The organism is Acinetobacter halotolerans, assembly GCF_004208515.1.
Classification (GTDB): Bacteria; Pseudomonadota; Gammaproteobacteria; order Pseudomonadales; family Moraxellaceae; genus Acinetobacter; species Acinetobacter halotolerans.
The window spans coordinates 323,634-350,037 of record NZ_SGIM01000002.1 but is presented as its reverse complement, the minus strand read 5'-3'; the positions used below and the strand labels follow the sequence as shown (position 1 = coordinate 350,037).

The 26,404-nt window shown below is 41.3% G+C and carries 28 protein-coding genes and 4 tRNA genes; 10 read left to right on the top strand and 22 right to left on the bottom strand.

Going from position 1 to position 26,404, the window contains the following annotated elements:
• Nucleotides 1–6: 6 nt before the first annotated feature.
• The 3 genes from EXE30_RS03805 to surE form a co-directional block, all read right to left on the bottom strand.
• Nucleotides 7–936 carry a LysR family transcriptional regulator gene (locus tag EXE30_RS03805; protein ID WP_130161264.1) on the bottom strand — a complete coding sequence of 310 codons (930 nt, stop codon included), beginning with the start codon at nt 934–936 and terminating at the stop codon, nt 7–9.
• A gap of 129 nt (nt 937–1,065) precedes the next feature.
• On the bottom strand, nt 1,066–1,902 hold the full coding sequence (locus tag EXE30_RS03800; protein WP_130161263.1) for a peptidoglycan DD-metalloendopeptidase family protein: 837 nt from the start codon (nt 1,900–1,902) through the stop codon (nt 1,066–1,068).
• 107 nt (nt 1,903–2,009) lie between these two features.
• Nucleotides 2,010–2,783: a 5'/3'-nucleotidase SurE gene (gene surE / locus EXE30_RS03795; RefSeq protein WP_130161262.1), complete on the bottom strand. Its 774-nt coding sequence runs from the start codon at nt 2,781–2,783 to the stop codon at nt 2,010–2,012.
• A gap of 152 nt (nt 2,784–2,935) precedes the next feature.
• Here surE and EXE30_RS03790 point away from each other — a divergent pair, with 152 nt between their 5' ends.
• On the top strand, nt 2,936–3,310 hold the full coding sequence (locus tag EXE30_RS03790; RefSeq protein ID WP_130161261.1) for an MCR_0457 family protein: 375 nt from the start codon (nt 2,936–2,938) through the stop codon (nt 3,308–3,310).
• A gap of 178 nt (nt 3,311–3,488) precedes the next feature.
• Here the strand turns inward: EXE30_RS03790 and EXE30_RS03785 are convergent, their stop codons facing one another.
• A complete protein-coding gene (locus EXE30_RS03785; protein ID WP_130161260.1) occupies nt 3,489–3,851 on the bottom strand; it encodes a VOC family protein in 363 nt (120 codons plus the stop codon).
• 434 nt (nt 3,852–4,285) lie between these two features.
• Here EXE30_RS03785 and EXE30_RS03780 point away from each other — a divergent pair, with 434 nt between their 5' ends.
• The 8 genes from EXE30_RS03780 to purB all read left to right on the top strand — a co-directional run bounded on the left by EXE30_RS03780 (nt 4,286) and on the right by purB (nt 11,035).
• Nucleotides 4,286–4,681 carry an MCR_0457 family protein gene (locus EXE30_RS03780; protein ID WP_130161259.1) on the top strand — a complete coding sequence of 132 codons (396 nt, stop codon included), beginning with the start codon at nt 4,286–4,288 and terminating at the stop codon, nt 4,679–4,681.
• Nucleotides 4,682–4,838: 157 nt separating this feature from the next.
• Nucleotides 4,839–5,987 (top strand): D-alanyl-D-alanine carboxypeptidase PBP5/6, encoded by a 1,149-nt coding sequence (dacC, locus tag EXE30_RS03775; protein ID WP_130161258.1) that lies wholly within the window; start codon nt 4,839–4,841, stop codon nt 5,985–5,987.
• A 97-nt stretch (nt 5,988–6,084) separates the two neighbouring features.
• Nucleotides 6,085–6,630 (top strand): gamma carbonic anhydrase family protein, encoded by a 546-nt coding sequence (locus EXE30_RS03770; protein WP_130161257.1) that lies wholly within the window; start codon nt 6,085–6,087, stop codon nt 6,628–6,630.
• A 13-nt stretch (nt 6,631–6,643) separates the two neighbouring features.
• Nucleotides 6,644–7,162: a hypothetical protein gene (locus EXE30_RS03765; RefSeq protein ID WP_130161256.1), complete on the top strand. Its 519-nt coding sequence runs from the start codon at nt 6,644–6,646 to the stop codon at nt 7,160–7,162.
• 53 nt (nt 7,163–7,215) lie between these two features.
• The gene (locus EXE30_RS03760; protein WP_130161255.1) at nt 7,216–7,704 is read left to right on the top strand and encodes an NUDIX hydrolase; all 489 of its coding nucleotides are present in this window, start codon (nt 7,216–7,218) and stop codon (nt 7,702–7,704) included.
• Nucleotides 7,705–7,708: 4 nt separating this feature from the next.
• Nucleotides 7,709–8,842, top strand: coding sequence for a tRNA 2-thiouridine(34) synthase MnmA (gene mnmA / locus EXE30_RS03755; protein ID WP_130161254.1), 1,134 nt, complete (start codon nt 7,709–7,711; stop codon nt 8,840–8,842).
• A gap of 18 nt (nt 8,843–8,860) precedes the next feature.
• The gene (gene hflD, locus EXE30_RS03750; protein ID WP_004671904.1) at nt 8,861–9,592 is read left to right on the top strand and encodes a high frequency lysogenization protein HflD; all 732 of its coding nucleotides are present in this window, start codon (nt 8,861–8,863) and stop codon (nt 9,590–9,592) included.
• 54 nt (nt 9,593–9,646) lie between these two features.
• Complete coding sequence (purB, locus tag EXE30_RS03745) at nt 9,647–11,035, top strand: adenylosuccinate lyase (RefSeq protein WP_130161253.1); 1,389 nt, start codon at nt 9,647–9,649, stop codon at nt 11,033–11,035.
• 71 nt (nt 11,036–11,106) lie between these two features.
• On the opposite strand, the gene EXE30_RS03740 is transcribed toward purB, so the two are convergent.
• From EXE30_RS03740 to EXE30_RS03675, 14 genes are all read right to left on the bottom strand, one after another.
• Nucleotides 11,107–12,300, bottom strand: coding sequence for a hypothetical protein (locus EXE30_RS03740; protein WP_130161252.1), 1,194 nt, complete (start codon nt 12,298–12,300; stop codon nt 11,107–11,109).
• Nucleotides 12,301–12,445: 145 nt separating this feature from the next.
• A complete protein-coding gene (locus EXE30_RS03735) occupies nt 12,446–14,086 on the bottom strand; it encodes a thiamine pyrophosphate-binding protein (protein WP_130161251.1) in 1,641 nt (546 codons plus the stop codon).
• A 39-nt stretch (nt 14,087–14,125) separates the two neighbouring features.
• Nucleotides 14,126–15,592 (bottom strand): aldehyde dehydrogenase, encoded by a 1,467-nt coding sequence (locus EXE30_RS03730; protein ID WP_130161250.1) that lies wholly within the window; start codon nt 15,590–15,592, stop codon nt 14,126–14,128.
• Nucleotides 15,593–15,604: 12 nt separating this feature from the next.
• Nucleotides 15,605–16,396, bottom strand: a complete 792-nt coding sequence (locus EXE30_RS03725; RefSeq protein WP_130161249.1) for an aspartate dehydrogenase — start codon at nt 16,394–16,396, stop codon at nt 15,605–15,607.
• Between the two features lie 9 nt (nt 16,397–16,405).
• The gene (locus tag EXE30_RS03720; protein WP_130161248.1) at nt 16,406–17,200 is read right to left on the bottom strand and encodes an SDR family oxidoreductase; all 795 of its coding nucleotides are present in this window, start codon (nt 17,198–17,200) and stop codon (nt 16,406–16,408) included.
• Nucleotides 17,201–17,222: 22 nt separating this feature from the next.
• Nucleotides 17,223–18,038 (bottom strand): alpha/beta fold hydrolase, encoded by an 816-nt coding sequence (locus tag EXE30_RS03715; protein WP_130161247.1) that lies wholly within the window; start codon nt 18,036–18,038, stop codon nt 17,223–17,225.
• A 32-nt stretch (nt 18,039–18,070) separates the two neighbouring features.
• Entirely contained in the window at nt 18,071–18,592 is a 522-nt protein-coding gene (locus EXE30_RS03710; protein ID WP_130161246.1) for a cupin domain-containing protein, read from the bottom strand.
• Between the two features lie 24 nt (nt 18,593–18,616).
• On the bottom strand, nt 18,617–19,840 hold the full coding sequence (locus tag EXE30_RS03705; protein WP_130161245.1) for an MFS transporter: 1,224 nt from the start codon (nt 19,838–19,840) through the stop codon (nt 18,617–18,619).
• Nucleotides 19,841–19,880: 40 nt separating this feature from the next.
• Nucleotides 19,881–21,092 (bottom strand): NAD(P)/FAD-dependent oxidoreductase, encoded by a 1,212-nt coding sequence (locus tag EXE30_RS03700; protein ID WP_130161244.1) that lies wholly within the window; start codon nt 21,090–21,092, stop codon nt 19,881–19,883.
• 27 nt (nt 21,093–21,119) lie between these two features.
• Nucleotides 21,120–22,052 (bottom strand): VOC family protein, encoded by a 933-nt coding sequence (locus EXE30_RS03695; RefSeq protein ID WP_130161243.1) that lies wholly within the window; start codon nt 22,050–22,052, stop codon nt 21,120–21,122.
• A gap of 11 nt (nt 22,053–22,063) precedes the next feature.
• Complete coding sequence (locus EXE30_RS03690; protein ID WP_121928363.1) at nt 22,064–22,828, bottom strand: SDR family oxidoreductase; 765 nt, start codon at nt 22,826–22,828, stop codon at nt 22,064–22,066.
• Nucleotides 22,821–23,888, bottom strand: a complete 1,068-nt coding sequence (locus EXE30_RS03685; RefSeq protein ID WP_130161242.1) for an aromatic ring-hydroxylating oxygenase subunit alpha — start codon at nt 23,886–23,888, stop codon at nt 22,821–22,823. The genes EXE30_RS03690 and EXE30_RS03685 overlap by 8 nt, the downstream gene beginning before the upstream one ends.
• Before the next feature lie 17 nt (nt 23,889–23,905).
• On the bottom strand, nt 23,906–24,205 hold the full coding sequence (locus EXE30_RS03680; protein ID WP_004671928.1) for a recombinase-like helix-turn-helix domain-containing protein: 300 nt from the start codon (nt 24,203–24,205) through the stop codon (nt 23,906–23,908).
• A 25-nt stretch (nt 24,206–24,230) separates the two neighbouring features.
• Nucleotides 24,231–24,536, bottom strand: coding sequence for a non-heme iron oxygenase ferredoxin subunit (locus EXE30_RS03675; protein ID WP_004671931.1), 306 nt, complete (start codon nt 24,534–24,536; stop codon nt 24,231–24,233).
• Between the two features lie 267 nt (nt 24,537–24,803).
• Here EXE30_RS03675 and EXE30_RS03670 point away from each other — a divergent pair, with 267 nt between their 5' ends.
• Nucleotides 24,804–25,616, top strand: a complete 813-nt coding sequence (locus EXE30_RS03670) for an IclR family transcriptional regulator (protein WP_130161241.1) — start codon at nt 24,804–24,806, stop codon at nt 25,614–25,616.
• A gap of 146 nt (nt 25,617–25,762) precedes the next feature.
• On the opposite strand, the gene EXE30_RS03665 is transcribed toward EXE30_RS03670, so the two are convergent.
• From EXE30_RS03665 to EXE30_RS03650, 4 genes are all read right to left on the bottom strand, one after another.
• Nucleotides 25,763–25,836 (bottom strand) — tRNA-Trp (locus EXE30_RS03665).
• Nucleotides 25,837–25,905: 69 nt separating this feature from the next.
• A tRNA-Leu gene (locus tag EXE30_RS03660) sits at nt 25,906–25,990 on the bottom strand.
• 148 nt (nt 25,991–26,138) lie between these two features.
• A tRNA-Trp gene (locus tag EXE30_RS03655) sits at nt 26,139–26,212 on the bottom strand.
• Between the two features lie 69 nt (nt 26,213–26,281).
• A tRNA-Leu gene (locus tag EXE30_RS03650) sits at nt 26,282–26,366 on the bottom strand.
• Between the last annotated feature and the right edge of the window lie 38 nt (nt 26,367–26,404).

The following is a 26,404-nucleotide window of genomic DNA, read 5'->3' as shown; positions in this document are numbered from 1 at the left end:
ATCGCCTTAAGCAACACCTTGTAAGGAACGTCCACCTGGCAATTGGGCAAAATATTGTTTAAGTGCATCAATACAGCGATGTACTTTGACTGGATATTGTTCACGCTTAGAGGTTAATGCTTGTAAGGTATAAACAGGCAGTTGCCAATCTGGTAACACTTCAACCAAAGAACCATTGATCAATTCTTTTTGGACATCCATATATAAAATACGCGCAATTCCAAGCCCCTGTTGGCACAATGATTTGGCTACGAAAACATTATTTGTTCCTAAACGCGTTTTCATATCAACATTTACGACGTCACCACTTAATCCATGACGAAATGTAAAATGCTGAAAGTTTTGCATGAGCGTCACAGGCAACAATTCATGATGACATAAATCTTGCGGGTGAGTAATCGAAGATGCTTGGTTCAAATAACTAGGTGAAGCGACTAAAACCTGATCGACACGTGCTAAAGGAACGATCGTCAATTGAGGGTCATCCACTTTCAAACTCATCCTTATCGCAATATCAATGCGCTCTTCGATCAAATCAATGTAGCGATGATCTGCTTCAAAATGAACGGCTAAACCCTTATGCGCAGACATCCAATGAGAAAGCGCTGGAACCACGTGTAATGCACCGAGTTCAGGCGTTGTTGCGATACGTAAATCACCGACCAAATCATCACGCAATTCATTGATTCTGATTTTGCCACGCTCTGCTGCCGCCAACATTTCTTGACAACTTAGAAAAAATGCTTGCCCAGCCTCTGTGAGACTCAGTTTTCGTGTTGAACGATGAAGTAAAGTGACATCCATTTCTTGTTCTAAAGAACGGATTTGTTGGCTGACCGCACTTGTTGTTATGCCTAAATCCCGAGCGGCTCCGCTAAATGAACTTTTTTCTACGACGCAAGCAAAAACCCCCATTGCACGCAATTGATCTAACATAAACTTCCCTCTCAATTTATTAATATGCTTATTGTTCTAATAAAAGCAAACATAATAAGTATACAGAGAAGTCTATTGTTAGACTAGAGATTATTAACAATTTGTTGAAAGTTTGTTCGTGTTGTGCAACTAGTTAGGAAGTACTGTTGTTGGATTAACTGGTTTGCCATCCAAACGCACTTGGAACTCCAACATTACACGTGATGCTCCCGAAGAACCCATCTCCGCAATTTTTTGTCCTGCTGTGACATTGTCTCCACTCTTGACCAACATTTTGCTGTTATGCGCATAAGCCGTAATATAGCCATCCACATGTTTCACCAAGACCAAATTGCCATATTCTTTTAAGCCATCTGCAGCATAAACAACCTGCCCGTTTGCAGCCGCGAATACTGGATCGCCAACATTGCCGCCATAACGTGTACCTTTAACATTACTTGCCAAATTGAAGGTTTGAATAATCGCACCATTTGATGGTTTAACCCAGCGTAGGCCTGAGGCCAAAGTAGATGATGAAGGATTCACAGGCACGACAGGAACAACAGGTCGTTGAGTCGGTGGGATGACGGTCTGAGTTGGTGGAGTAACTGGTCGTTGTGTTGGTAAATTGACACTTTGACGCTGAATTGGGGCTGTTTGCGCCATCGCTTGTGTTGATGTAGTTCGCTGTGCAGCTGAACCTTTTAAACGCAGTGATTGATTAACATAGATGCGGTATGGAGGTGCAATATCATTGAGTGCTGCGATATCTAAATAGTTCATCCCATAACGATTTGCAATACGGCTCAAAGTATCACCAGAACGAACTGTGTAATAATTTGGTGCGTGTGCATAACTTGCACCACCGCTCACCTGTGGTTTAGATGCACAACCTGTTACAACAGCCGCTGTTGCAACCGCCATAGACAATACGATTGTTTTGATCATTTTTTGTGAATGAAAAATCGAGACATGGTTTAAGTGCATCTTCGCCCTCATCGAAAAATCCTTAATCTATTTGCGCCTTAGAGTACCAAAAAAGTGAGAAAAAACGAGCATTCACGCACGATCTTCACAAAGTTATAACATTCAAGTTATTTACCATTCACATGATTATGCAAATTGTCTAACACTGTGTAATTGGTTGCATCCATTTGAATAGGTGTGACACTGACATATCCACTTGAAACAGCAAAGAAGTCTGACTGAATCTGACTCGAAGCTTGTTGAGGATCAGTTACTGCCTCACCAGCTAGACCGATCCAATAAACTTGTCGCCCACGTGGATCAACATGACTACTAATCGGTTTTGACTGCGCTCTGCGTCCCTGATAAGTGATTTGAGTGCCTTTGATCTGTTTAACATCTGGAATATTAATATTAAAAATATGGCGTGGTGGCAAAATTGGCAAGCCTTGAGCAATAAAATCATGCACCCACTGGGCTGCTTGGGCATACTGCTGAGGGTGATCGTATGAGCGTACATTTGCCCCTGCGAGTGATACCGCAATAGCAGGATGTTTCATTAATCGCCCTTCAAACGCCGCGCCTACTGTGCCTGAATATAAAACATCATCGCCCAAGTTCGCTCCATTATTGATACCACTGACCACAAGATCAAATTCAAAATCAAAAAGCCCATTGGTGGATAAATAAACGCAATCTGCAGGTGTACCATTCACCGCCCAAACATCTGGGGAAATCTGAACAGGACGTAAAGGACGATCTAAGGTTAATGCGCTTGAATAACCACTACGCTCACTTTCAGGCGCAACCACGACCACTCGACCCAAAGGTTTTAACGCTAAAGCCAATGCTTGAAGCCCTGGTGCTAATACACCATCATCATTTGCAATCAATATATTCACTAAAATTCAGTCTCTCTCATTAGGGCTTGCTGCTACTTCAACCATGTATTGATAACATGTCAATAGCCCGTCTACTACACAGTTTTTTCAATTGAATTATTCATTGAATTATATATATTTATCACTTCATAGTATTAGAAATTTATACATTCATGAGACATTTATCTAAATTTATTCGAGTTTTTGGGGTTGGTTTCTCACTTTTAACAGCGCAAGCTATTTATGCAAATGAAGCGGTTTCAGTTCAAGAAGCAAATGCCTTGATCAAAGATGATATTGCCAATGCACAAGTGCTGATCGAAATGTGTCCAAAATTGATCGGTAAAAATGCCCAGTTTGACCAAAACATTAAAACAATCATCGCTTCTTATTTAAGTGGCTATTCAGACAAATCAGCTTCACTTGAAAGCTTGCAGCAAGATGCCGAGTTCAAAGATTTGTTAAAAGATGCACGAGCAGCGACAAAAGAAGTTGACCAAGCTGAACAAAAGACAGTGTGCCAAGAAGTCGTAGATTTTGAAGCGTAATTAAAAAAACTCTCTACTGGTGGTTTTAAACGCTGAATATAAGACTTCTTTCATAAATACCCCCCTCTTTATATTTCCCTATAGGAAAAATACAAAGAGCGGTTAAAAGGAATGATGATAGAAGTCTGTTTAAAACCACACCCACTTCACTCTTTAACGAAACAAAAATGTACTACAGCTACCAAGCATCTGGCTCACGAACCATATGAATAATGTTGGCTGGATTTGTAATCCATCCCCCTCGAAAGCCCTCTGGCAATGGTTCAATTGCATCGCAACGAACAACACCAGCATCACTAAGATGTTTAGCCGCCTGAGCAAAATCATCAGTAAATAGTTCGAGCCAAATCTCGGCTTGGCTCATCTCTGGCGCGATATCAATCCACAATTTGACTGGACCGAATTCGAAGCCTACTTCCGCTCCCTTTTCTGTAATCTGCTTTAGACCGATAACATCACGATAGAAAGCAACAGTCGCTTCGAATTGATGTGGTGGTAACTTCAGCGCGATGTCAATCCCGCCCTCGAATTTGGTCGTCATATCCTACTCCTTATCAAGTAGCGCTCATGTGATCTCCAACAGACTTGCTTAGCTACTAGACTCAAAGTCTGCTGCTGTAAAAAAACGAAGCTTGCGCAGCGTGACCACAACGCCATATATTTATTATTTAGGTTGCTCATCTGATAAGACATTCTGAAAAGTTAGTCTCATCAGAGGTGATATTTTGATTGTTTTTTAATCATGTTGTAGAACAAATCACAAGTCAAGCCAAGACCAAAAACAACTCAAACTAGCGATTAAACTCTTTAATTTTCGAAGATGAATCAATTATTAAAGCGCCATAGTGGTTTAACACGCTAGGTCTTTACACCCACATTTCCTCCACTATCCCTACAGCAAATATACAATTTTATTTTTCTTCTATGCTATAAGTTATTCAAATCGTTTAAGTCTTAATTTGAGTTCGGTGTGTTATGAAGAAAAATGTTTTTAAAACACTAGGTTTATCATTGCTTATTGCCTCGAGTGCTTTAACACCAGTTGCATATGCTGCAAATGCAAAACAAGAGTCAGAAAACATTGAAGTGACTCCAATGACACAAACAACAACTCAAGAAGAGTTAGCAGCAATTTATGTGCTCTCTGAAATTTGTCCAAGTTTAATTGACGAAGATAAAAAATTTACACAAGGCTATGATCGTTTAGTAAAAGAGTATTTACCTAAAGAATCAAAAGCTGTAGATGTGCTTAATAAACGTGCAAAAGCAAAAGATTTCCAAAAATTCCTCGTTGAAGCCCGCAAAGATGCTAAAGCTGCTTCTGATGAGAAGAATCGTCAAATTTGTGAAGATGTCAGAAATTATAAATAGCCATAAGAACGTATCAGGTATAACCAAATAAAAGTACCTGATATGTCTTAGTTACAATACTGTGTGAAAAAGCCGACTTCCCCCATAGAAGTCGGCTTTGCTTTATCCTAAAATGCTAGGCTCATCCGTACCATACAAGATATTGGAACCACCTAGAATGACTAGAAAAAGCGCTATTGCTGCATTACTACTTTTGCCAAGCTTTTCATATGCAGCAACTGTCCTATCTGCTCCACCAGAATTAAATAATAAATCCTATGTATTAATGGATTATGAAACAGGTCAGATCCTCGCTGCAAAAAATGAAAATGAAAAACTGGCGCCTGCCTCGATGACCAAAATGATGACCAGTTTCATCATTGAACAAAAATTACTACAAGGCAAACTGACCGAAGAAGAACAAGTCCGCATGAACGAATCGGCGTGGTGCCGTGGTAGTAGCGCCGAGTCATGTATGTATGTTCCATTAAATGGTTCTGCAACTGTACTTGAAATGCTACGTGGCATTATTGTTCAATCTGGTAACGATGCTTCAAAAGCAATGGCTGAACATATCGCGGGCAATGAAGGTACATTTGCTCATATGATGAACCAAGAAGCTAAACGTCTTGGCATGACCAATACCAACTTTATCAACTCAACAGGTATGCCTGCTGAAGGTCATTACTCGACTGCAAAAGATATGGCGATCTTGGCACAACATATCATCAAGGACAGCTCAAAATACTATCCGATTTATTCGGAAAAAGAGTTTACCTTTAATGGCATTAAACAAGGTAACCGTAATGCCCTGCTTTACACTGACCCAAGTGTAGATGGTTTAAAAACAGGTCATACCAATGAAGCTGGATTCTGTTTAACCACTTCAAGTAAACGTGGTCCAATGCGTTTGATTTCGGTGATCTTCGGTACACCAAGCATGAACGAACGTGCCAATCAAACGCGTGCGCTCCTCTCTTGGGGCTTTGCAAACTTTGAAACTGCAAATGTGCAGCCTGCTAACCAAGCTATTGCCAAAGCAAAAGTTTGGTTTGGTAAAGAAGATGACGTTCAAATTGGCTTAGCTGAAAACTTCAATGTCACCATGCCAAAAGGACAAGCTGATAAAATCAAAACTCAGCTCGTGGTACAACCACAACTCAATGCACCTTTGGCTCAAGGTCAAGTCATTGGAAAGTTGGTTGCTAGCCTTGATGGTAAAGTGATTGCTGAAAAACCACTTGTTGCGTTAAAACCGATCGAAGAAGCAGGTTTCTTTGCACGTATGATTGATCATATTAAATTATTCTTTGGTAACTTATTCTAAATCCTCATTTTTGAATAAGTGAATTAAGCACTCTGACTATTTAGTCCGAGTGCTTTTTTATTTTATAATTCCGTTATCTTTTATGTTGATGCCCCTTATGACTAAGAACATTCGTGCTTATTTAGACCAAACACCTGATATTGATTCTAGCTGTTATATTGATGACATGGCTGTCGTGATTGGTGATGTCAAATTAGCTGATAATGTTTCAGTATGGCCATTTGCCGTGATTCGTGGCGATGTGAACTCAATTCAGATTGGCAAAAATAGTAATGTGCAAGATCATTGTATGTTGCATGTTAGTCATAAAAATCAATCTAAACCAAACGGTTCGCCTTTAGTGATTGGTGAGGATGTGACTGTTGGGCATCACGTGACTTTACATGGCTGTACTATTGGTAATCGAGTCTTGATCGGCATCAATACCGTGGTGTTAGATGACGTGATTATTGAAGATGATGTGATGATCGGTGCAGGTAGTTTAGTTCCACCCCGTAAAGTCTTAAAAAGCGGTTATCTGTATGTTGGTAGCCCAGTTCAGCAAGTCCGCCCTCTCACAGATAAAGAAAAAGCATTTTTACCTTATTCAGCACAGAATTATGTAAAAGTGAAGAATGATTATAAAACTCAAGTAACCACATAATTAAGAGATAATAATGGTCAAAGTATCTAAAAAACTCTTATATTTGGGTTTTATTTTACCTTCGCTTGTTGTTTCACTCATATTTTTAGTCATCATATTATTTTCTACTATTAGTGAAATACACTCTGGCAAACATGTTGTTACTCAGTATATTTTCAGTATCACTGTAATTGAAGCTATATGGTTTATCATCACCAGTGCAATAGGTATGTACTTGGTGATACTACTATCTTGTGGTGTTCAATCCATCATCTATTCTTTTTTGATGAACTATATCATTTTCCCCAAAGTAAAAAGTCATTTTAGAATAGTGTTAATCAGTGGTGTACTCGGTGGGCTATCAACAACTCTACCAGTATTGTTCCTTTGTTTTTATTCTGCTTTATATGGAACAAGTGATTCTTCAAATATTTATAATAATGAAATTTTAATCATGCTTGGTTCCGTATTTGGTTTTGGGTTCGTAATAGGCCTGTTTTCAGGTTATTTTTTATTAAAAGCATACAAGTCACAAGAAAAGGCTTTAACCTAGCCATCTTGCCCCAAATTTTGTAGAATACATTTTTTAAAATCATGGTGCTTTCTATGACCGCTTGGACACCTCATGTCACAGTCGCCACTGTAGTCGAAAAAGACGGACGTTTTTTGTTTGTCGAAGAACACAGCGAGGGCTATGTACATACCGTGTTTAATCAACCTGCTGGTCATATTGAATGTGATGAAACCATTATCCAGGCAGCAATTCGTGAGACCTTAGAAGAAACAGGTCATCATGTTGAAGTTGATCACTTACTCGGTATTTATACCTATACGCCACCGATGTTTCCTGATCGTACCTATTACCGTTTTTGCTTCTTGGCACATGTCACTTCAGTTGAAGAAAATGCGCAACTCGATACAGGCATCGTTGCTGCGGTATGGATGAATGTAGATGAACTACAAGAATCAGCACGTGCGCGTAGCCCATTGGTTTTAAAAGCTGTTCAAGATGCCCTCGCTGGCAAAAAATATCCTTTATCGCTTATTTATGAGCACCCTTTCTCTCCCTCATTAACCCCTCATTTGGATGCTTAATCCTATGCAACAACGTGTCATCGTCGGTATGTCTGGTGGTGTAGATTCCTCTGTTTCTGCCGCGCTTTTACTTCAACAAGGATATCAAGTTGAAGGTCTTTTCATGAAGAACTGGGAAGAAGATGATGGTACGGAATATTGCACAGCACTAGAAGACTTGGCTGATGCTCAAGCCGTTGCAGATAAGATTGGTATCAAACTTCATACCGCGAACTTTGCGATGGAGTATTGGGATCGTGTGTTTGAGCACTTCTTAGCAGAATATGCGGCTGGACGTACGCCTAACCCAGATATACTCTGTAATAAAGAAATTAAATTCCGTGCTTTCCTCGATCACGCGATGACTCTTGGCGCAGATTTTATTGCAACTGGTCACTATGCGCGTCGCGGTACAACGATGCAAAACTCACGTGGTGAAACGTATGCACCGTTATTACGTGGTGTAGATAATAATAAAGATCAGACTTATTTCCTCCATGCAGTTCATGGTCGTGAAATTAATAAAACCTTGTTCCCTGTCGGTGAAATTGAAAAACCTCAGGTACGCAAAATCGCAGAAGAACTAGATCTCGCTACAGCCAAGAAAAAAGATTCAACAGGGATCTGTTTTATTGGTGAGCGTCGTTTTAGTGATTTCTTAAAACAATACCTCCCTGCTCAAGCTGGAAAAATTGTTTTAGACAATGGTAAAGAAGTTGGTGAACATCACGGCTTAATGTACTATACGCTGGGCCAGCGCGGTGGTATCGGGATTGGTGGTATGAAGGGTGCACAAGAAGGTGCATGGTTCGTATTACACAAAGATATTGCCAATAACCGACTGGTGATTGGACAGGGACACGAACATCCACTCATGCAAAGTACACAACTTTGGAGTGAGTCGATTGATTGGGTTGCTGGCGAACAGGAAATTCCGAGCACAGGTTTCCGATGTACGGCTAAAACACGTTATCGTCAGTCGGATCAAGCATGTACAATTTACCGCGATGAACAGACAGAAAATGGAATTCGTGTTGAATTTGATGAACCACAAAGAGCCGTTACTCCTGGGCAAAGTGTGGTGTTTTATTCGGGAGAGGTCTGCTTAGGCGGTGGTGTTATTCACCATACCAATGCACCTCAGCCAGATTTTATTTAAGGACATTGGAAGCGAAGCATGGCGGAGTTCCCCTTTCAGCCCACTCAAGCGTTGAATGTTAGACAAAACCGTGCTTTGGCATTGGCGGCTGTCTTTCAGGCAACTCAGCTTACGCATATGACAGCGATGGCAGGTCAACAAAGTATTGGTGACAGTGGTAATTTCTATTTAGAACTACTGATCAAAGCCAGTTTAAATATTCGTCCCGCCAGTAATAGTGCAACGCAGACTTTAGATTTTTTTAATCAACTCGCTGATATTTCATTGGGTTTAAAAACCCTAGAAGGCTGTATTACTCAGCCTTTTAATACCGCGCCTAAATCAAGAGTTCCTAAACTGGGCACTGCCAAACTTCCAATGTCTTATGCAATGGCACTATTGCAGTTAGAAAAGAAAGTTTATAGCAACCCAGAATATGTAAAAATCATTGAAAAAGCACAACAAAAAATCTTAAAACAGTTGTCTTTTTTCGATAATAACTATTTACACCCAAGTATTATTGCCAGTTTAGCGCAAACTTATGTTGAAACTGCGGGTCAAATTAATCCACGCATTTTAGTCCGTGGCAATGCTGAAGCCTTCAAAGATATGAACCATACCAATCGCATTCGAGCTTGTCTGTTTACCGGCATACAGCTTGCACACTTATGGCGACAACTCGGTGGTAGTTCATGGGGTATGATTTTTAGCAAACGTAAATTATTGCACGATATTCAAGCTCTCGCTCGTTTGCAGTATCAGGTGGTTTAAACCGATACTACAACGAATTTATTTTTATGTTTATTCCAAGATTAAGGAATCTGTATGAATGCTTTAACCGCACTCTCACCACTTGATGGACGTTATGCAAGCAAATGCGATGCACTACGCCCTTTTTTGTCTGAGTTTGGTTTAATCCACGCTCGTGTCACAGTTGAAGTGCGTTGGTTACAAGCACTGGCAAATCGTGCAGAAATCATCGAAGTTCCAGCATTCTCTGCTGAAACCAATGCCGCTTTAGATGCGATTGTTGCAGACTTCTCTGAGCAAGATGCCAACCGTATTAAAGAGATAGAACGTACAACAAACCATGATGTAAAAGCTGTTGAGTATTTCCTTAAAGAAAAAATTGCCAACATTGATGAATTAAAAAATGCAGGTGAATTCATTCACTTTGCATGTACGTCTGAAGACATCAACAACTTGTCTCATGCGTTAATGCTTAAAAATGGCCGTGAAGTTTTAGTTACAAGCATGAAGCAAATTTTGAATGCAATTTCTGCTCTAGCAACAACACACGCTGAACAACCAATGTTGTCTCGTACTCACGGTCAAACTGCTAGCCCTACTACGTTGGGTAAAGAAATGGCTAACGTTGCTTATCGTTTAGCACGTCAGATCAAGCAATTTGAAAATGTTGAATTACTTGGCAAGATCAATGGTGCGGTTGGTAACTACAATGCTCACCTTTCTGCTTATCCAGAAATTGATTGGGCTGCTCATGCGCAAGCATTTGTTGAGTCTTTAGGCCTAAGCTTCAACCCATACACCACGCAAATCGAGCCACATGATTACATGGCTGAATTGTTTGATGCGTTACGTCGTTATAACACCATCTTGATCGACTTTAACCGTGACGTTTGGGGTTATATCTCGCTTGGTTACTTCAAACAAAAGTTAAAAGATGGCGAAGTGGGTTCTTCAACGATGCCACACAAAGTGAATCCAATTGACTTTGAAAACTCTGAAGGTAACTTAGGTATTGCCAATGCAGTATTGGGTCACCTCGGTGAAAAACTTCCTGTTTCTCGTTGGCAGCGTGACTTAACTGACTCAACTGTACTCCGTAACATGGGTGTTGGTTTTGCACAAAGCTTAATTGCTTTTGATGCATGCTTAAAAGGTGTCGGCAAACTTGAACTGAATGCACAGCGTATTAATGAAGATTTAGACCAAGCGCAAGAAGTGCTTGCTGAGCCAATTCAAACCGTTATGCGTCGTTATAACGTTGAAAAACCATACGAAAAATTAAAAGCATTGACGCGTGGTCAAGCAATGACACGCGACATGATGGTGAACTTCGTGAATGGTGATGAACTTCTTCAAGTTCCAGCAGATGAACGCGCGCGTTTAGCAGAACTTACCCCTGCGACATATACAGGTAATGCTACTGAACAAGCAAAACAAATCAACGATTTGATCAACAAAATCTAAGTTTTTTCTGAAAAACAAAAAAGCAAAGCTTCGGCTTTGCTTTTTTGTTTGTGATCAAAATTTATGAAGATTTAAAAACTAAATCCAATATTCAAATTAATACGATAAAGCCATTTGTCACTATTTGGCGAAACTGTAGAAGTAAAGCCTGTGGCATTGGTTGCACCACCAATGATATTGGCGTTTTTGCCCCATGTATAATCAGTCCACACCATAAATGGCGAAGCAATAAACATCATCCCTGTGGTATTCATTTGCGAATCAGACCAATCATCCCTTTTTTTGTCTAAATAACTATAATCATTGTAGAAACGGATTGCTTTGAGTTTCCCCATGTCTTGAACGGGTAAGGTATAAGCGAGGTTTAAACTCGCAATGGTTCCTTCCGATGCAATGAAGTAAGCAGGCGTTAAACCATTCGCTCCCATTAAGGTCATATCGTTGTTTACACCATCTGGATTTTTCGCATCATATTGATAATGTATTACCGAGCTTTGTAAATTAAAGCGTTTGTAATTGTTATCTGTATGCAAACCAACAGCATAATACTTACCATCTTTATCAGTAATCTTGTTGTGTAGCTGAGCAATAGCACCTGAAACACCAAATTCTTGCTTGCCAAATTCGGTTTCTAACTTACGAACAATCCGTGTATTCACTTGATGACGTTTTTCATTTTGATAGCCTTGTTGTGTTGGGAATGCATTTTCAGCCAAATCATCATAGGTGGCACTTTCAGGAGAATAACGAAGATTGGTTGCCAGCATTTCAGGATAATAACCGAGCTTCATGTCCCAGTCTTTATTCTGAAAATTCCAATTCAAGCCGGGAGCAATGTTATTACCATAACCCAAGAAAAATGGAATGTGATAAGTCCATCCATTCTGCGGATAAGGATAAATTGCAAAGGGTTTATAGACAAAACCAGCTTCTATGCTGTTATGTTCATCCAAATGATAACCCACATAGGCTTTTTCTATCGAGCGCTTACCTTGATCTTGAAAGAGGTAACTGGCATTAAAATAGGCATCATCAAACTTGCCTTTCAAATCGACTCTAAAAATATCAAAATAGAGTTTTCCAAAACCACCGTTCGGCCCTTCCCAATTTTCATAGCGTTGATTGAGTCGAACCACACCACCTAATTTTACAGAATCCGTTCCGTCTTCACTTTTCCATTCAAGTGCTGAACTTTGTGCAAATGCATGAGATGCTGTACCCAAATAACATGTAGCAAGCATCGCGACCATCACTGTCTTTTTCATATCATATTCCTTCGCTTTGATACCAACCATCCTGTTGGCTCTGTTTTTGTTTTACCTGTAAAACATAGTTTTTATCGATTTGTAGACAAAAAATTTTGCCTACAAATCATTTTTCAGCAGCCTTACCTAGCAATGCTGAGATGGATTAATACAATTTCTTTTGTGGCGGACCTGCAAAATTCAGTGGCCCAATTGAATGCATATCCAATTCGATGACGCTTGGTCCTTGGAAATCAACGGCCTGCTGAATGACTGTTTTAAAATCCTCTGCACTGCAGACTTTCCAGCTTTTCACACCCATCGCCTCACCCAAAGCTTGGTAATCAGGTGTATGCAATTCATTGAAATATTGACGACCACCAAAGTAATTTTTTTGGATGCCACGCATCACCCCATAACCACCATCATTCATGATCATCAGTACCATGTTGGTATTTTCTTGCGCCATCGTGGCAATTTCACCGATACCTAGCATCAGACCACCATCACCAACTAGACCAATGACTTTCTTGTCTGGATTGGCAATCGAAGCGCCTATTGCGGTTGCTAAACCTAAACCAATTGCGCCTGCTAAAGAGTGAATATTTTGGTTTGGTGCTTGTACTGGGAATAAACGGCTGCCCCATGTACTACCTGACATGGTGATATCACGCACAAAGATGCCATCTTGTGGCAATACTGCACGAAGGTGATCACAAATTAATGCATATTGATCAAGTTGTGTACGCAAGGCATCTATTGCAGCCTGTTTTGCTTCAACTACGGCTGCATCATATTCCGCATTGACTTTAGACATGCCTGCTAAACCTGTGAGAACACGTTGCAACACATCTTTGGCATCGCCACAAACGAAATTACGAATTTTGTAATTACGTTGCTGTGCGACAGGGTTGGCATCGACCTGAATAATATTTTCAGGGAATTGCACTGAGTAGGTTTTAGTTTCATTACTACGCAAACGAGAACCAACAACAACCAATAAATCGGCATCTTTTAAAAGTTGTTCAACCCCTGCTGAGTTATGGAATGCACCTAGACTACGTGGATGATCATCTGCCAATACACCACGTGCATGGGTTGAAGATACTACTGGAATACCGAGATCAGCAATCGCTTTGACTTCATCAACACTATTCAGCGTACCGCCGCCAATCCAAAAAATTGGACGTTTGGCTTTCTTGATTTCATCAACGATTAAATCAACTTCAACTTGATCTGCTTGTGGCAATTCGAGTGCTTTGACTGGACCTAAATTCAGTGGTAGGTCAATTTCAGCTGCTTGAACATCAATCGGTAATTCAACACTGACCGGTCCCATGGGTACTGTAGTGGCTACGCGAATCGCTTCACGAATAATACCTACAGCATTGTCAGGGCTGGTAATACGAAAAGCGGCTTTGCTTGATGCACGTAAGAAGGTGAGCTGATCTTTGGTTTCATGAATGAAACTTGCATCACGATCTAAATATTCACGTTCAACTTGACCAGTTAGATGTAACACTGGGCTACATGCATTCATCGCTTCAATCAATGAACCGACCGCATTCCCTGCACCCGCACCTGTACTGGTTAAAGCGACACCCAAACCTTTAAAGCGTGAATGACCATCTGCCATCGTCACTGCACCAGCTTCACCGCGTGCCGCTACGAAACGGATTTTTTCACGGCGACCTACGGCATCAGCAATTGGTAAATTATGAATCGAGATCACGCCATAAATACTATCCACTTGATGTGCTTCTAAAACACGCGCGATGGCTTCGCCTACATTTACACGTTCTGTCATTACTATATTCCTCAAAAACTTGTTCTATCCATGAATTTATTAATCACACCAAGGATTTGGCTGCTCGCTCAATCCCATATAAATACTTTTTTGCTGCATGTAAGATAAAATGCCTAAACGCCCTTTTTCACGTCCGATACCACTTTCTTTGAAACCACCAAACGGCGCAGAAATCGAGAATTTTTTGTAGGTATTAATCCAGACTGTTCCCACTTCTAAAGCACGCGCAAGTTGCCAAGCTTTACGATAGTTTTCAGTCCAAATCCCTGCTGCCAGACCAAAACAACTGTCATTGGCTTGCTGAATCAAATCAGCTTCATCGTCATATTTCATGACGACCAGCACAGGGCCAAAGATTTCTTCCTGACAGGTTTGAGCTGAGTTATTTAGACCTGTGATAATGGTCGGTAAATAAAAACTACCTTTAGCTAATTCACCCTCAGTCAACGCATGACCACCAACAAGGATTTGCCCTCCTTCTTTTTTGGCTAATTGGACATAAGCATCCACTGATGCTAAGTGTTTAGGGTTAATCAAAGAACCGAGATGCACACCTGCTGTTTCGGGATGTCCAACCCGCAAGCCATTGGTAATTTCAACCAAGCGATTTAGGAATTGCTCATAAATACTGCTATGCACAAACAACCGTGCGCCTGCAATACATGCCTGTCCTGCTGAACTAAAAATGCCATAAGCCACACCTTTCGCAGCAAGCTCAATATCAGCATCTTGCATGACGATTGTTGGCGATTTTCCGCCAAGTTCTAAAGACGTTGTAATGAGTTTATCTGCTGCGATATGTGCCAAATGGCGACCTGTACTGGTTCCACCTGTAAATGAAATTTTGCGTATCAATGGATGCTTCGCAATTGCATCACCAATCACAGAACCACGACCAACCAACACACTTAGTAAGCCTTTAGGCAAACCTGCTTCTTCAAAGATTTTGGCAAGTTCTAAAGCAACCAAAGAAGTCACTTCTGCTGGTTTTAAAATCACAGCATTTCCGCCCGCAATGGCTGGTGCAAGTTTTTGTACTTCACTGGCAATCGGTGAATTCCATGGGGTAATTGCCGCAACTACTCCCACCGGTTCATGTACACTCATTGTCATGAAATCTGCTGCACGTTGCGTGGTCAATTCATCATTCATCGTTTCACAAGCTGCTGCGACATAACGCGCAGTTGCTGCGGCACTCATGGTCAAGGCACGTGTTTCCGCCAGTGGTTTTCCATTATCGCGGGTTTGTAGTTTTGAAAGTTCATCAACACGCGCTTCAATAATGTCTGCCACTTTATATAAAATCCGAGCACGCTCATGCGGTAAACTATTGCGCCACTCTGCTTTTCGCCATGCCAAATCCGCTTTTTCAATCGCTTCATTGACATCATCTAAACTCGCAGTTGAAATCTCAGCATTCACAGATTGATCTGCTGGAAACAGACTTTGAATTGTACCGCCTTTGCCTAATCGCCATTCACCTGCGATATAAATTTCTTTTATCATGATCAAATCCCTTTAAATCTGAATCGCTTGAACACTATTGCGACACGCCCGTATCACACTCAGCGCCGCCAAAGTTGAGGTTTTGGGATTGCTTGCCAAAGGTACACCAACTAATTCAATGGTCATTTCACCAAACACACCTTCTGCCACGATGGTGTGTTTGTTTTTATTGATCGTCGGATCAACTGTGAGTTCAACCATCGTTTCATCCATACCTAAACCTGCAAGGGCAATGGTCGCCGCAACATTGGCATTGGCTGGAAACTTCAGTGCAGCTTCACGCGCTGTACCACGGAAAAAAACGGTTGCTTGATTCACCTGATCTAAATCAACCAATTGTTCGGCATAGCTGCCACGCCAACTATTAGGGCTTTTACAACCTTTATAGGTGACCCTTTCTAAACCACCTTCTTTCGCCGCTGAGATTCCATCAATTCCTGCAATCGCACCTGCTAAAAGGTGCAGATGTGCATCATGTTGTTCCGCCGTATTTTTCAGTTGGATGAAAAAATCGTTATCCGCAAGAGTCCCCACTGAAATCAGACCAATCGTCCAACCTTTCGCCAGTACCTTTTGCGCGTGCTCTTTCACTGCGGCTTGGCCAGCAACTTCAATCACATAATCAGGTGTGCCCTGACACTCATCAATTGATGAAATGACCTGAACATCTGGAGCAACTTGTGCCTGAACTTTTTCAATACTCCGTGCTGGTACCACGATCCATTTAAGTTGTAGGTCATGTGGCATATGCGTATAAACCTCTGCTGCCATCGCGCCAAAACCGATCATCATCAACTGTTTCATGTGCACACCTTATAAATGTTTATTAAATCCACCAGAGACATCGAGTGTTGAACCTGTGGTATAGGATGCCAATGGCGACGCCAAGAACACCAAAGCACGTGCAGGTTCTTCAGGCTTGCCTAAACGTTGCATCGGAATACCTCGACTCTTTGCAATATTTCCCGTCCACTGCTCCCACGACAAATTTGGGTCTGAACGTGTTTCAAAACGGCGTTTCCATTGTGCTGACTCCACCATACCTAGCAAAATCGAGTTCACACGGACACCATATTGGGTAAATTCATGTGCCAGTGAATGGGTAAGATTCAGTAATGCCGCACGTGCAGATGAGGTTGCGATCATGTGCGGCTCAGGTTGCAATGCTAACAATGAGTTCACATTGGTGATTGAGCCACAAGCAGATTGCTTTAAATCATTTAAAAATGCACGGATGGGATGCAATACACTGAAATACTTGAGTTCAATTTCTTTCATCCAATCTTCGTCTTGGGTATTTTCAAAATTCGACACACGACCTTGACCCGCGTTATTGATCAACATGTCGACATTGCCTAAATTTTGATTCACTTGTTGTGCGAATCGTTTTACATCTTCTTTGTCTAAGACATTGCAAATACTGGTGTAAATATTGGCATGCGGATATTTCTCTAAAATATAAAGTTTCGATGCTGCTAAACGCGCTTCATCTCGACCACACCACGCAACCTTGGCACCTTCTGCAACTAAAATTTCCACAGCAGCCAAACCAATGCCTGACGAGCCACCTGTTACAACTGCTACTTTTCCTTCAACTTGGAAGCTCATATCCATATCTCTCGTTTAAATCTTAATTTGCCGATAAAACAATGTCGTTAAACTGTTCAGGTTGATCGACATAACTCAGATGACCTGCATCTGTGATGAGATGACATCGGCTCAATTGCATTTCGATAGCAAGTTCCTTGATTGCTTGCGCAGGGGTGATTTCATCCTTGTCACCTGCAATCACCACACAAGAAACGCTGATATTGGTTAAATAATTTCTGATTTCGTCATACGCCAACAAATACGATGCTCGGGTAAAACCGTCTAAAGTAAGCTGCCCCATCACCTCACCGACCAATGCCAGTGCTTGAGGGTCTTGTTTATAAATTAAATGTGGACCGCGACTTGCCGCCATCCCCGCATTGCCCAAGCTTTTCAATAGATTTGGGCGTTTCTGATACACCTGTGCTTTGGTTTCATCATCTGATCGCTGATAACCCTGTGCAGCATTGGCAATAATTAAAGTTTCAACTCGTTCAGGATAAAGATGGGCAAAGGCACTGGCTTGTAATGCGCCGAGCGAATGTCCCACCACAATGGCTTTTTGAATCGCTAAAGCGTCCATTAAACCCAATACACGTTGTGCATAATCTGCTGCATTAGGCTGTTCCGTATTTAAGCCAGTTGATATGCCATAACCCGGTGCATCCCAAGCAATGACATGAAAATGATGACTGAGCACATCCAACTGATTCACCCAAGAGGCTGAACCTGAACTAATCCCATGCAATAAAATCAGTGGTTGACCTTGACCTGCTTCACGATAAGCTTGCACTTGCCCATTCACGACTATGCTTTTGATGGGATATTTGGCTAATGTATCGATCAAAGTCATCATTTCATTCCTTTTTTTACAGTTAATCGAGTCGATTAACGTTTAATTTGAGACAATGGATGCTCAGGTGGATAGTTCGGAATGGTTGGTTTTCCAGCACCTAACATCACACACATCAATGCATCTTCTTGACCAGGGTTAAACAGACCACGATAGATACCCGGTGGAATTGAAATCAGATCGCGCTCTTTGAGTTTGGTTTGGAATTTTTCACCGTTATGCTCAATGAATAAGTCAATCTCACCACGTAACATGAAAAACACTTCTTCCACATCGTGATGAATATGCAAAGGACCTTCACATTGCGCAGGCAATACCATGGTTGAAAAAGTAAAGTTTTCTGCTGGGACAGTGTTGCCATCATTGACTACCCCTGTTGCCCCAGTTCCCATATAACGCATTTGAGCACGACGATATTTCGGGTCATAATCTGCTTGGAACTTCAACGCATCAAAGTCATATTTACGTGTTTCAAAACGTGCGATACGTGTGTTTAACCAATCATTTAAACTCGTGCCTTCTGGCTGTTTCCATGATTCAAATTGTTGAGTAGTCATGTTTTAACTCCTAGATCTCTTTGATTAATAGCGTTTCAATAAAGGAAGCAAGAAGAACGACCCAATAACGGCGACTGCTGCCAAGAAGGTAATTCCTAGATTAAAACTATGTGTTTGCATTACGATGTAACCGATCAAAACAGGTGCGATTGCACTGGCAAAATTACCCATTCCATTAAAGATCCCACCTGCTGTTGCACCGACGTCAGCCGTAGTCACTCGGGCAAGCAAAGCGAATACCGATGCCACACCAAAGCCCCAAGCCATTGCACTGAAAGACATCGCAGCAATTACCAAAATTGGATCAGTCATGAGTACCATCACATACATGAAAATACCTGCGACCAATAAACCACCAAAAACTTGAATTGCACGTCGCCCAGTCTTATCAGAAAGGAATGCACCGACGATTTCACCAATCAACATGGCAATGAATGGCAAGCTTGAATACATTCCAAACTCTTTAAGATTGAAGCCTTTGTCTTGGATTAAATAAGAAGGTACCCAACTGTTTAATCCCCACAAATACGTCATCAAAGCAATGTTGAAGATACAGACCAACCAAAATGAACGGTTCTGCAATAACACTTTGGTGTTCTGAAGATGACCTTTAAAATTGACACGCTTGCTGGTGGATTGCAGTTCAATGGTTTTCTTAAGCTTTAAATCACGTAAACCAATGATGATCGCAAACAAAGCAACAAGCGTTAGAGCGGCCATCACAAAGAATGTGGTATGCCAATCGTATTTTGCTAATACCGCAGCAGTGATCGGAAAGCCAAGAAAAGCCCCAATCGGTGTTCCTAACAAAAACATGGTTGAGGCACGTGCTTGCTGACGATCGGTATAGGTTTGTTTCACGATGGTATAAGCCAAAGCGAATAAAGGCCCTTCAGCTAAACCGAGCAAAATACGTAAGAACAACATCCCTGCATAACTGGTGGTAAAGCCCATGCACAACATCAGCACACCCCAAGAGGCGACACTCCAAAACAGCATTTTCTTTGGGTCGAAAATATCGCCAAGGAAACTGAGGAATACAGATGAAAAACCGTAAGCCAGCAAGAAACTGGTCATTAACCATCCGAGTTTGGCTTTGTTCTCAGCAATCTCCATTGCACCTTGGAAATGTGGATCCGCAAACAAAACCGCAATACTGATTTTGTCGAAAAATGCGAGAACAACACATACCATCAGAACGAAAGCAGGAACCCAATGCTTCCATCCACTTTTCACTTCATTACTCATACTTCATTCCTTCGATTGAGTCATGAACCGGATTTAATGTTTATGGTTTTAATTTCATGACATTAAATTCAGGGTCTGCTAATAATTTTGGGTCTAAAATGGTATTGGACTGCATCCAACGTTTAGCCAATTTGACCAGTTTCGAATCATTGATTGCGATCATATTGATTAAGCAATTTTGATTATCTAAATAAAGATAGCTACATTGATCATCTGTACTTTTACGTACGACGATCTGTTTGGTTCTTTCAGGTTGATAAGTTCCTAATATTTGAATATTGAAGTGGTATTGATCGGACCAGAGCCAAGGAATATCGGCATATTCGGTATCCATACCTAACATCGACTTTGCTGCTGCAATCGCTTGGTTCTGCGCATTTGCCCAAGACTGAATGCAATACCCAAGCATCGGATGAGTTGCAACATCGCCTGCTGCATAAATATCTTGGTCAGAGGTTTGCCCAAAACAATTCACCACGATGCCATCTTTGACATCCAAGCCTGCATTGACACCTAGTTCTTTGGCAATATCAGCCCCAGCACCCACCACCACACAATCAAACAATACACTGACATTTGGATGATTCACCACTTCAACTTTCTGATGACCAGCTTCAATCAAATGCAAATTTTTACTATTCAAATGAATCTGAGTGCCTTGTTTCTCATGCATCTGTTTCAAGAAATCAGATACATCAGGGCTTACACTACGGGCACAGAGCCGATCACCATATTCAAAAATATGAACCTCTTTGCCTTGTTTCCGTGCCGTTGCTGCAATTTCAAGACCAATCCAGCCACCGCCAACCACCGCTAGTTTTTGCGCATGCTGTAAGATTTCAGCAAGACGCTCACAATCTTGCACATTACGTAAAGTCACCACATTTGGGATGAACTGCCATGTATTGACTGGAATACGTGCACGGCTTCCTGTTGCGATCAATAACTTGTCATAAGGTAAAATTTGACCGCTTGCTAAGACCACATGTTTCTGCTGGCGATCGACTTGAGTCGCCACAGCAGGCTTATGCCACTGAATGTTAAATTCTTGCACTTGCTCTGGAGAAAACAGATGCAAACTTTCATAACTGGCTTCTTTTGATAGCACCTGTTTAGAAAGTGGTGGACGCTCGTAAAACACTTGGTCTTCATTGGATACCACATGAATCTCACCTGAGTATCCATTTTGACGTAGTGTGTTCACCGCCCAACCCGCTGCCTGCCCTGCACCAACGATTACGATTCTTTCCATAGCTTGATCTCCCTGCCCGATTGAGTCTTATGCAGGTTTGACTTGACGACGGGTATGATCATCAAGACCGCCTTCAATCGCCCATTCAGTGAATAGTTCTAAACAATGTTCTTCAACCCGTGGCTGCCATTCTTCAGTCAAATAATCATCATTGGTGTAATACTCAAATGCACCACCTAATGGCGAGTTGACATACCAAAAGTAAGCTGAAGAAATCGGGTGCCGCCCTGGACCGATAAAGGTTGACCAATCCGAGCGATTCATATTTAATCCACCACCAATGACTTCATGAATATCACGGACCACAAAGGCAACATGGTTTAGACCTGCGGGTTTATTGGGTACTGAAAGTAAGAACAAATCATGATGATAACCCTTGCCTCGGCAGCGCAAAAATGCACCACGATTGCGATAAGCATCTGATAAGTAGAACCCCAGTTTTTCAATATAGAACTGTTCGGTTTTTTCCAAATCTGGGGTGAAGAACACCACATGACCAATCGCAACAGGTTGACCTTTCTCATAAACAGGACTGGCAGCATTGATACGATTGACTGTTCCGTACTGATTGATCCCTTCGGTTCTTAACGCAGGGATTTCGTGGGTAAAACTTTTCTGAAAGCGAATGGTCATCCCATTAGGATCAATACATTGCACACTTTCTTCTGTTGCCTCAAAACCATTTACATCTTGCAATCGAACAGCTAAATCCGGTAAATCATGTGCTATATCATCTAAACCCCATATGACTTCGCGTAAAGTCGAACCTGATTCGATTGCTTGAGGTAAACGCGCATCATCACAATCAAATAAATAAATTTTGCTGCCGTTTTGGGTTTGATAGAGATCAGCACCTTCAATGTCTGAATGAGTGTGCGTTAATCCGAAGTCTGCTAAAAACTTATTTGAAGCAGCTCTGTCCTCGACGCCAAACTTTAAAATCTCAATCCCTGTAATCATGTGATCACTCCTTAATTAAAGACAAAACCACCATTTACGGGAATATTTTGACCCGTCACAAATGAGGACAATTCCGACAGTAAATACAAGGCTGTTCCGTTTAAATCCTGAGGTAACTGCTGCCGTTGAATCGCACGACCATTGACATATAAATCATGGCGTTCTTGCGGTACATATTCGGTTGCTTCGACCAGAGTCAATCCTGGTGAAAGCGTATTGATACAAATATTGAACGGCCCTAACTCTCTCGCCATTGAACGCGTCATCGCCAACAAAGCACCTTTACTTGCCACATAAGCCATCAGATTTGGGGCGCCCCAAAGTGCTGTATCCGATGCCACATTAATGACTTTTGCTGCCTCAGACTGTTTAAGATAAGGCACACAGGCCTTTGTCACTAACCACGTCCCTTTGACATTGATGTTCATCACACGATCCCAAAGATCAGCGTCATAATCCATCATGCTTTTGCCACCAACATTGGTTGCAAGGGCCGCACAATTCACCAAGCCATCGATCCCACCCAAGTATTCAACGGTTTGCTGAACAGCTAGTTCAATCGAATCTGCATTCGCCAAGTCGATCGTTACCGCCTCAACATTTAGACCTTGCGCCTGTAAGGCAACTACTTCTTGCTGCACCAGATCAGTTAAAATATCCGCCATGACCACGTGCGCACCTGCTTCCGCAATTGCTTGTGCAAAGTCGCGTCCCAAGCCTCTTGCCGCGCCTGTGACAAGGACTTTTTTACCTTGTAACAATGCGACATTAGCCATGCGCTTCTTCCTGCATTTCAATCCGGTTTGAGCTATTCAACGCTGCCATTTTCTTTAATTGCTTTTCCGCTTCTTTTTTCATCAAACGGCGTAAGCGTGATAAACCGACATCATGTTGATAGAGGAATTCTTGTTGACGTGCATTCGGTGCAAGGTTTTCTAAAATAATGCGATCTTGTTCCAATACATCCCAATGCAATTTTTCCAAGTGATTACGATAGAGGAAACGCCACACATTACGCTGCCAGCCGCTCACTTTGCGGCAACGCCAAAAGAATACGCGGGTATTATTGGCATCAATCGGTGTTGCATAACCCACAATCCAGAACTCACCACCCGGTCCAAAATCTTTACGATATGGGATCGAAAGACGCAACCAGCTTGCACCTGTATTGGCATATTCAACCCAGTCAAAGTTGACACCGATTTGACCTTCTTTTTCAAAAACAAAACCATGCTCAGTTGAACGATGTTTCATTTCCGCGGTGCGATCACCTTCTGCCATTGAATGAGATGTGCAATGCAAATAACTACCATGCATTGGGTCCATCACATTATCGATCGCATATTGATGATTGACTTTCCAATCCGCTTGGCAAAGGAATGAACTCCATTCTTCGCTTGCAAGTTGTTCAGGAAACTCAAGTGCTTTAGGCTCTTCATTTGGGTCAATCCCAAACCACATAAAAATCGCACCGTGTGCTTCAACTACTGGATAGCTTTTTATACATTTAGTGCCTTTCATTGGGCAGTCATGTACAGCGGGGACATCTTCAACCACACCATCGTGGCGAACTTCTACACCGTGATACCAACAAGCAACGCGATTGCCCAAGTTCCAACCGAGTGAAAGGCGTGCGCCACGATGCGGGCAGCGATCTTCTAAGGCATGGACTTGACCTTGGTCATCACGCCAAACCACAATATTTTCACCTAAACGAGTGATCCCTACTGGATTTGCTGCAACTTCCCAACTTGCAAGCACTGGATGCCATTGATCACGTAAACCTAAATCTAAATACTCTTCGACACTTGGCGTGGCTAATACTGCTGCGTTCATCACTATTCTTCCTTGAATCAATAACCTAAACGTTGCATTTCTTCTGAGAACGACTCAGAAGTCCAAAGTTCACCAGACTCACAACGAAAACCTTGTTGGTTTAAAGACTGAACCAAATCTGCAAGCTCAGTTACACCTGATGAAAATGCGCTGATTAAGTGCTGAACAAAGTCTTGCTCATAAACCGTTGGCGCTTTATAACGCGTTTGCCAAACCAAAAGTTCTGGCTGTCCTGGAACCTGAATATTGTTAATCCCTGCTTCTTTCGCTGGCGTGGCATGAATCCAGTTCGCGAGCTTCTCATTAAATGTTTTCATGAGATTCCATCCTTATAAATTTGACTTATAGTTGAATTTGAACGTCCTGCCCTTCAACACGTACGGGATAAGTACACAGATTTCGGCATCCCGGACCACTTTTCAATTCACCTGTTTGAATATCAAAAATTGCTTCATGCAATGGGCATTCCACGGTTTGATCTTCAATAAAACCTTCTGTTAATAAGGCGTAGGCGTGTGGGCATACATTTTCAATAGCGAAGTAATTTTCATCAATGAAAAATACTCCAATTTTCTTACCGTCGACTTCTATGGCTTTCGGCTCATCTTCGGTGATGTCGTCTTGCTGACAAACTGAGATCCAACTCATCCTTGCATCCTCATTTGTTTTATATATAAAACATAATTTGATATAACAAACTTTAATTAAGAATACTCCTATGATGTTTTTCATGTCAAACTATATATATTATTAAAATTCATACACTTGATATTTATTACACATTCTTTTACGTTTTACTTAAAAAATATAGTTTCATATATAAAACTATATTCCATAAATCTATTTGCAGTTACAATAGAATTCAAATAAAGCTGAATGTACTGATTTGTGCTTTTAAATAGGAAAATTGAACAGATGAACTCAACACTTGAAACAGACTCTCAAGAATCTGACGTAATAAAAAATGATGACCGTTATTTAGTCCCTGGCTTAGTTCGTGGTTTGGCAATTTTGCAGGCCTTTAATCAGCAAACCCAAGAAATGACGATCACTGAAATTGCAGAGATTTTAGACGTGAATCGCTCAAGCGCATTTCGACTGATTTACACCTTAGAATCCTGTGGTTTTCTCAGAAAAGCTTCACAAAAGACCTATGCTTTAGATTCAAAAGTAATGGAACTCGGTTTCAATAGTTTATCCAAACAATCTTTATTGGATTTAGCTACACCGTTGATGAAAGAACTCCGCGATCAAACCCAGTTGGCAGTCCATTTATCAATCCTAGAAGGTACGCATATTGTCTTTATTAATAACATTCAATCCAATGGAACATTTAGCAGTAATATTGGTTTAGGTACACGTTGGCCTGCCCATGCAACAGTCATCGGGCAAATGTTACTGGCAGATTTATCCGAAACAGAAATTCGAGAACGGTATAAAAACTTTAATAAGTGGGAAACTTTTTCAGAGCTGACGCCGAAAAGTCTTAAAGAGTTATTACAACGTTTAAGCCATGTCAAAACACAACGATCTATGGTGAGCTGGGGTCATTACAATCACGATATGGCCGCCTGTGCTGTGCCCATTTTTAAACAATCCACGGGTAAAGTAACAGCCGTATTATCCGTCAGCTGCCCATTAGGTACGTATGAGGAAGATTATTTTAGAAATGAAATTGCAGATGCAGTTCTTGAAAGTGCAGATAAAATTTCAAAATTTATTTATTAAATAGAAGCCATATCCGCTGCTTTTAGGTCTTGCTCTTTAGTGAATTAAAAACTTATATCTTGAGCAAGATTCAAATGTTGCAACCTATCCACATAAAATTTAGGCAATAAAAAGCCCTTGTAAAAACAAGGGCTTTTTAAGATATTTGGCAGAGGATCAAGGACTCGAACCTTGACGAACGGTTTTGGAGACCGTCATGCTACCATTACACCAATCCTCTAGAACATGCATGATTAAATCATATCAGACTTAACCATAAAAAAAGCAAGATACGCTTGCTCTTTAAATTTGGTGGGGGCGAAGAGACTCGAACTCTTACACCTTGCGGCGCTGGAACCTAAATCCAGTGCGTCTACCAATTTCGCCACGCCCCCGATGGATGTGTATATTAGTGATAAACCTTTCTGCTGACAAGCCCTTTTTATAAAAAAACCATGCATCTGAAAGCTAATGCTTTTTTAATATACAGATAAAAACAACAGAAATAAAAAAAGGGACTTTGAATAAGTCCCTTTTCTAATTTGGCAGAGGATCAAGGACTCGAACCTTGACGAACGGTTTTGGAGACCGTCATGCTACCATTACACCAATCCTCTAGAACATGCATGATTAAATCATATCAGACCTAACCATAAAAAAAGCAAGACATGCTTGCTTTTTAAATTTGGTGGGGGCGAAGAGACTCGAACTCTTACACCTTGCGGCGCTGGAACCTAAATCCAGTGCGTCTACCAATTTCGCCACGCCCCCGATGGGTATGCATATTAGTGAGAAACGCTAATTCTGAC

What these genes read in the sequence shown, in the direction of transcription:
- EXE30_RS03805 (WP_130161264.1), bottom strand. Translation starts at nt 936, where the DNA reads ATGTTAGATCAATTGCGTGCAATGGGGGTTTTTGCTTGCGTCGTAGAA.
- EXE30_RS03800 (WP_130161263.1), bottom strand. Translation starts at nt 1,902, where the DNA reads ATGCACTTAAACCATGTCTCGATTTTTCATTCACAAAAAATGATCAAA.
- EXE30_RS03790 (WP_130161261.1), top strand. Translation starts at nt 2,936, where the DNA reads ATGAGACATTTATCTAAATTTATTCGAGTTTTTGGGGTTGGTTTCTCA.
- EXE30_RS03785 (WP_130161260.1), bottom strand. Translation starts at nt 3,851, where the DNA reads ATGACGACCAAATTCGAGGGCGGGATTGACATCGCGCTGAAGTTACCA.
- EXE30_RS03780 (WP_130161259.1), top strand. Translation starts at nt 4,286, where the DNA reads ATGAAGAAAAATGTTTTTAAAACACTAGGTTTATCATTGCTTATTGCC.
- dacC (WP_130161258.1), top strand. Translation starts at nt 4,839, where the DNA reads ATGACTAGAAAAAGCGCTATTGCTGCATTACTACTTTTGCCAAGCTTT.
- EXE30_RS03770 (WP_130161257.1), top strand. Translation starts at nt 6,085, where the DNA reads ATGACTAAGAACATTCGTGCTTATTTAGACCAAACACCTGATATTGAT.
- EXE30_RS03765 (WP_130161256.1), top strand. Translation starts at nt 6,644, where the DNA reads ATGGTCAAAGTATCTAAAAAACTCTTATATTTGGGTTTTATTTTACCT.
- EXE30_RS03760 (WP_130161255.1), top strand. Translation starts at nt 7,216, where the DNA reads ATGACCGCTTGGACACCTCATGTCACAGTCGCCACTGTAGTCGAAAAA.
- mnmA (WP_130161254.1), top strand. Translation starts at nt 7,709, where the DNA reads ATGCAACAACGTGTCATCGTCGGTATGTCTGGTGGTGTAGATTCCTCT.
- hflD (WP_004671904.1), top strand. Translation starts at nt 8,861, where the DNA reads ATGGCGGAGTTCCCCTTTCAGCCCACTCAAGCGTTGAATGTTAGACAA.
- purB (WP_130161253.1), top strand. Translation starts at nt 9,647, where the DNA reads ATGAATGCTTTAACCGCACTCTCACCACTTGATGGACGTTATGCAAGC.
- EXE30_RS03740 (WP_130161252.1), bottom strand. Translation starts at nt 12,300, where the DNA reads ATGAAAAAGACAGTGATGGTCGCGATGCTTGCTACATGTTATTTGGGT.
- EXE30_RS03735 (WP_130161251.1), bottom strand. Translation starts at nt 14,086, where the DNA reads ATGACAGAACGTGTAAATGTAGGCGAAGCCATCGCGCGTGTTTTAGAA.
- EXE30_RS03730 (WP_130161250.1), bottom strand. Translation starts at nt 15,592, where the DNA reads ATGATAAAAGAAATTTATATCGCAGGTGAATGGCGATTAGGCAAAGGC.
- EXE30_RS03725 (WP_130161249.1), bottom strand. Translation starts at nt 16,396, where the DNA reads ATGAAACAGTTGATGATGATCGGTTTTGGCGCGATGGCAGCAGAGGTT.
- EXE30_RS03720 (WP_130161248.1), bottom strand. Translation starts at nt 17,200, where the DNA reads ATGAGCTTCCAAGTTGAAGGAAAAGTAGCAGTTGTAACAGGTGGCTCG.
- EXE30_RS03715 (WP_130161247.1), bottom strand. Translation starts at nt 18,038, where the DNA reads ATGATGACTTTGATCGATACATTAGCCAAATATCCCATCAAAAGCATA.
- EXE30_RS03710 (WP_130161246.1), bottom strand. Translation starts at nt 18,592, where the DNA reads ATGACTACTCAACAATTTGAATCATGGAAACAGCCAGAAGGCACGAGT.
- EXE30_RS03705 (WP_130161245.1), bottom strand. Translation starts at nt 19,840, where the DNA reads ATGAGTAATGAAGTGAAAAGTGGATGGAAGCATTGGGTTCCTGCTTTC.
- EXE30_RS03700 (WP_130161244.1), bottom strand. Translation starts at nt 21,092, where the DNA reads ATGGAAAGAATCGTAATCGTTGGTGCAGGGCAGGCAGCGGGTTGGGCG.
- EXE30_RS03695 (WP_130161243.1), bottom strand. Translation starts at nt 22,052, where the DNA reads ATGATTACAGGGATTGAGATTTTAAAGTTTGGCGTCGAGGACAGAGCT.
- EXE30_RS03690 (WP_121928363.1), bottom strand. Translation starts at nt 22,828, where the DNA reads ATGGCTAATGTCGCATTGTTACAAGGTAAAAAAGTCCTTGTCACAGGC.
- EXE30_RS03685 (WP_130161242.1), bottom strand. Translation starts at nt 23,888, where the DNA reads ATGAACGCAGCAGTATTAGCCACGCCAAGTGTCGAAGAGTATTTAGAT.
- EXE30_RS03680 (WP_004671928.1), bottom strand. Translation starts at nt 24,205, where the DNA reads ATGAAAACATTTAATGAGAAGCTCGCGAACTGGATTCATGCCACGCCA.
- EXE30_RS03675 (WP_004671931.1), bottom strand. Translation starts at nt 24,536, where the DNA reads ATGAGTTGGATCTCAGTTTGTCAGCAAGACGACATCACCGAAGATGAG.
- EXE30_RS03670 (WP_130161241.1), top strand. Translation starts at nt 24,804, where the DNA reads ATGAACTCAACACTTGAAACAGACTCTCAAGAATCTGACGTAATAAAA.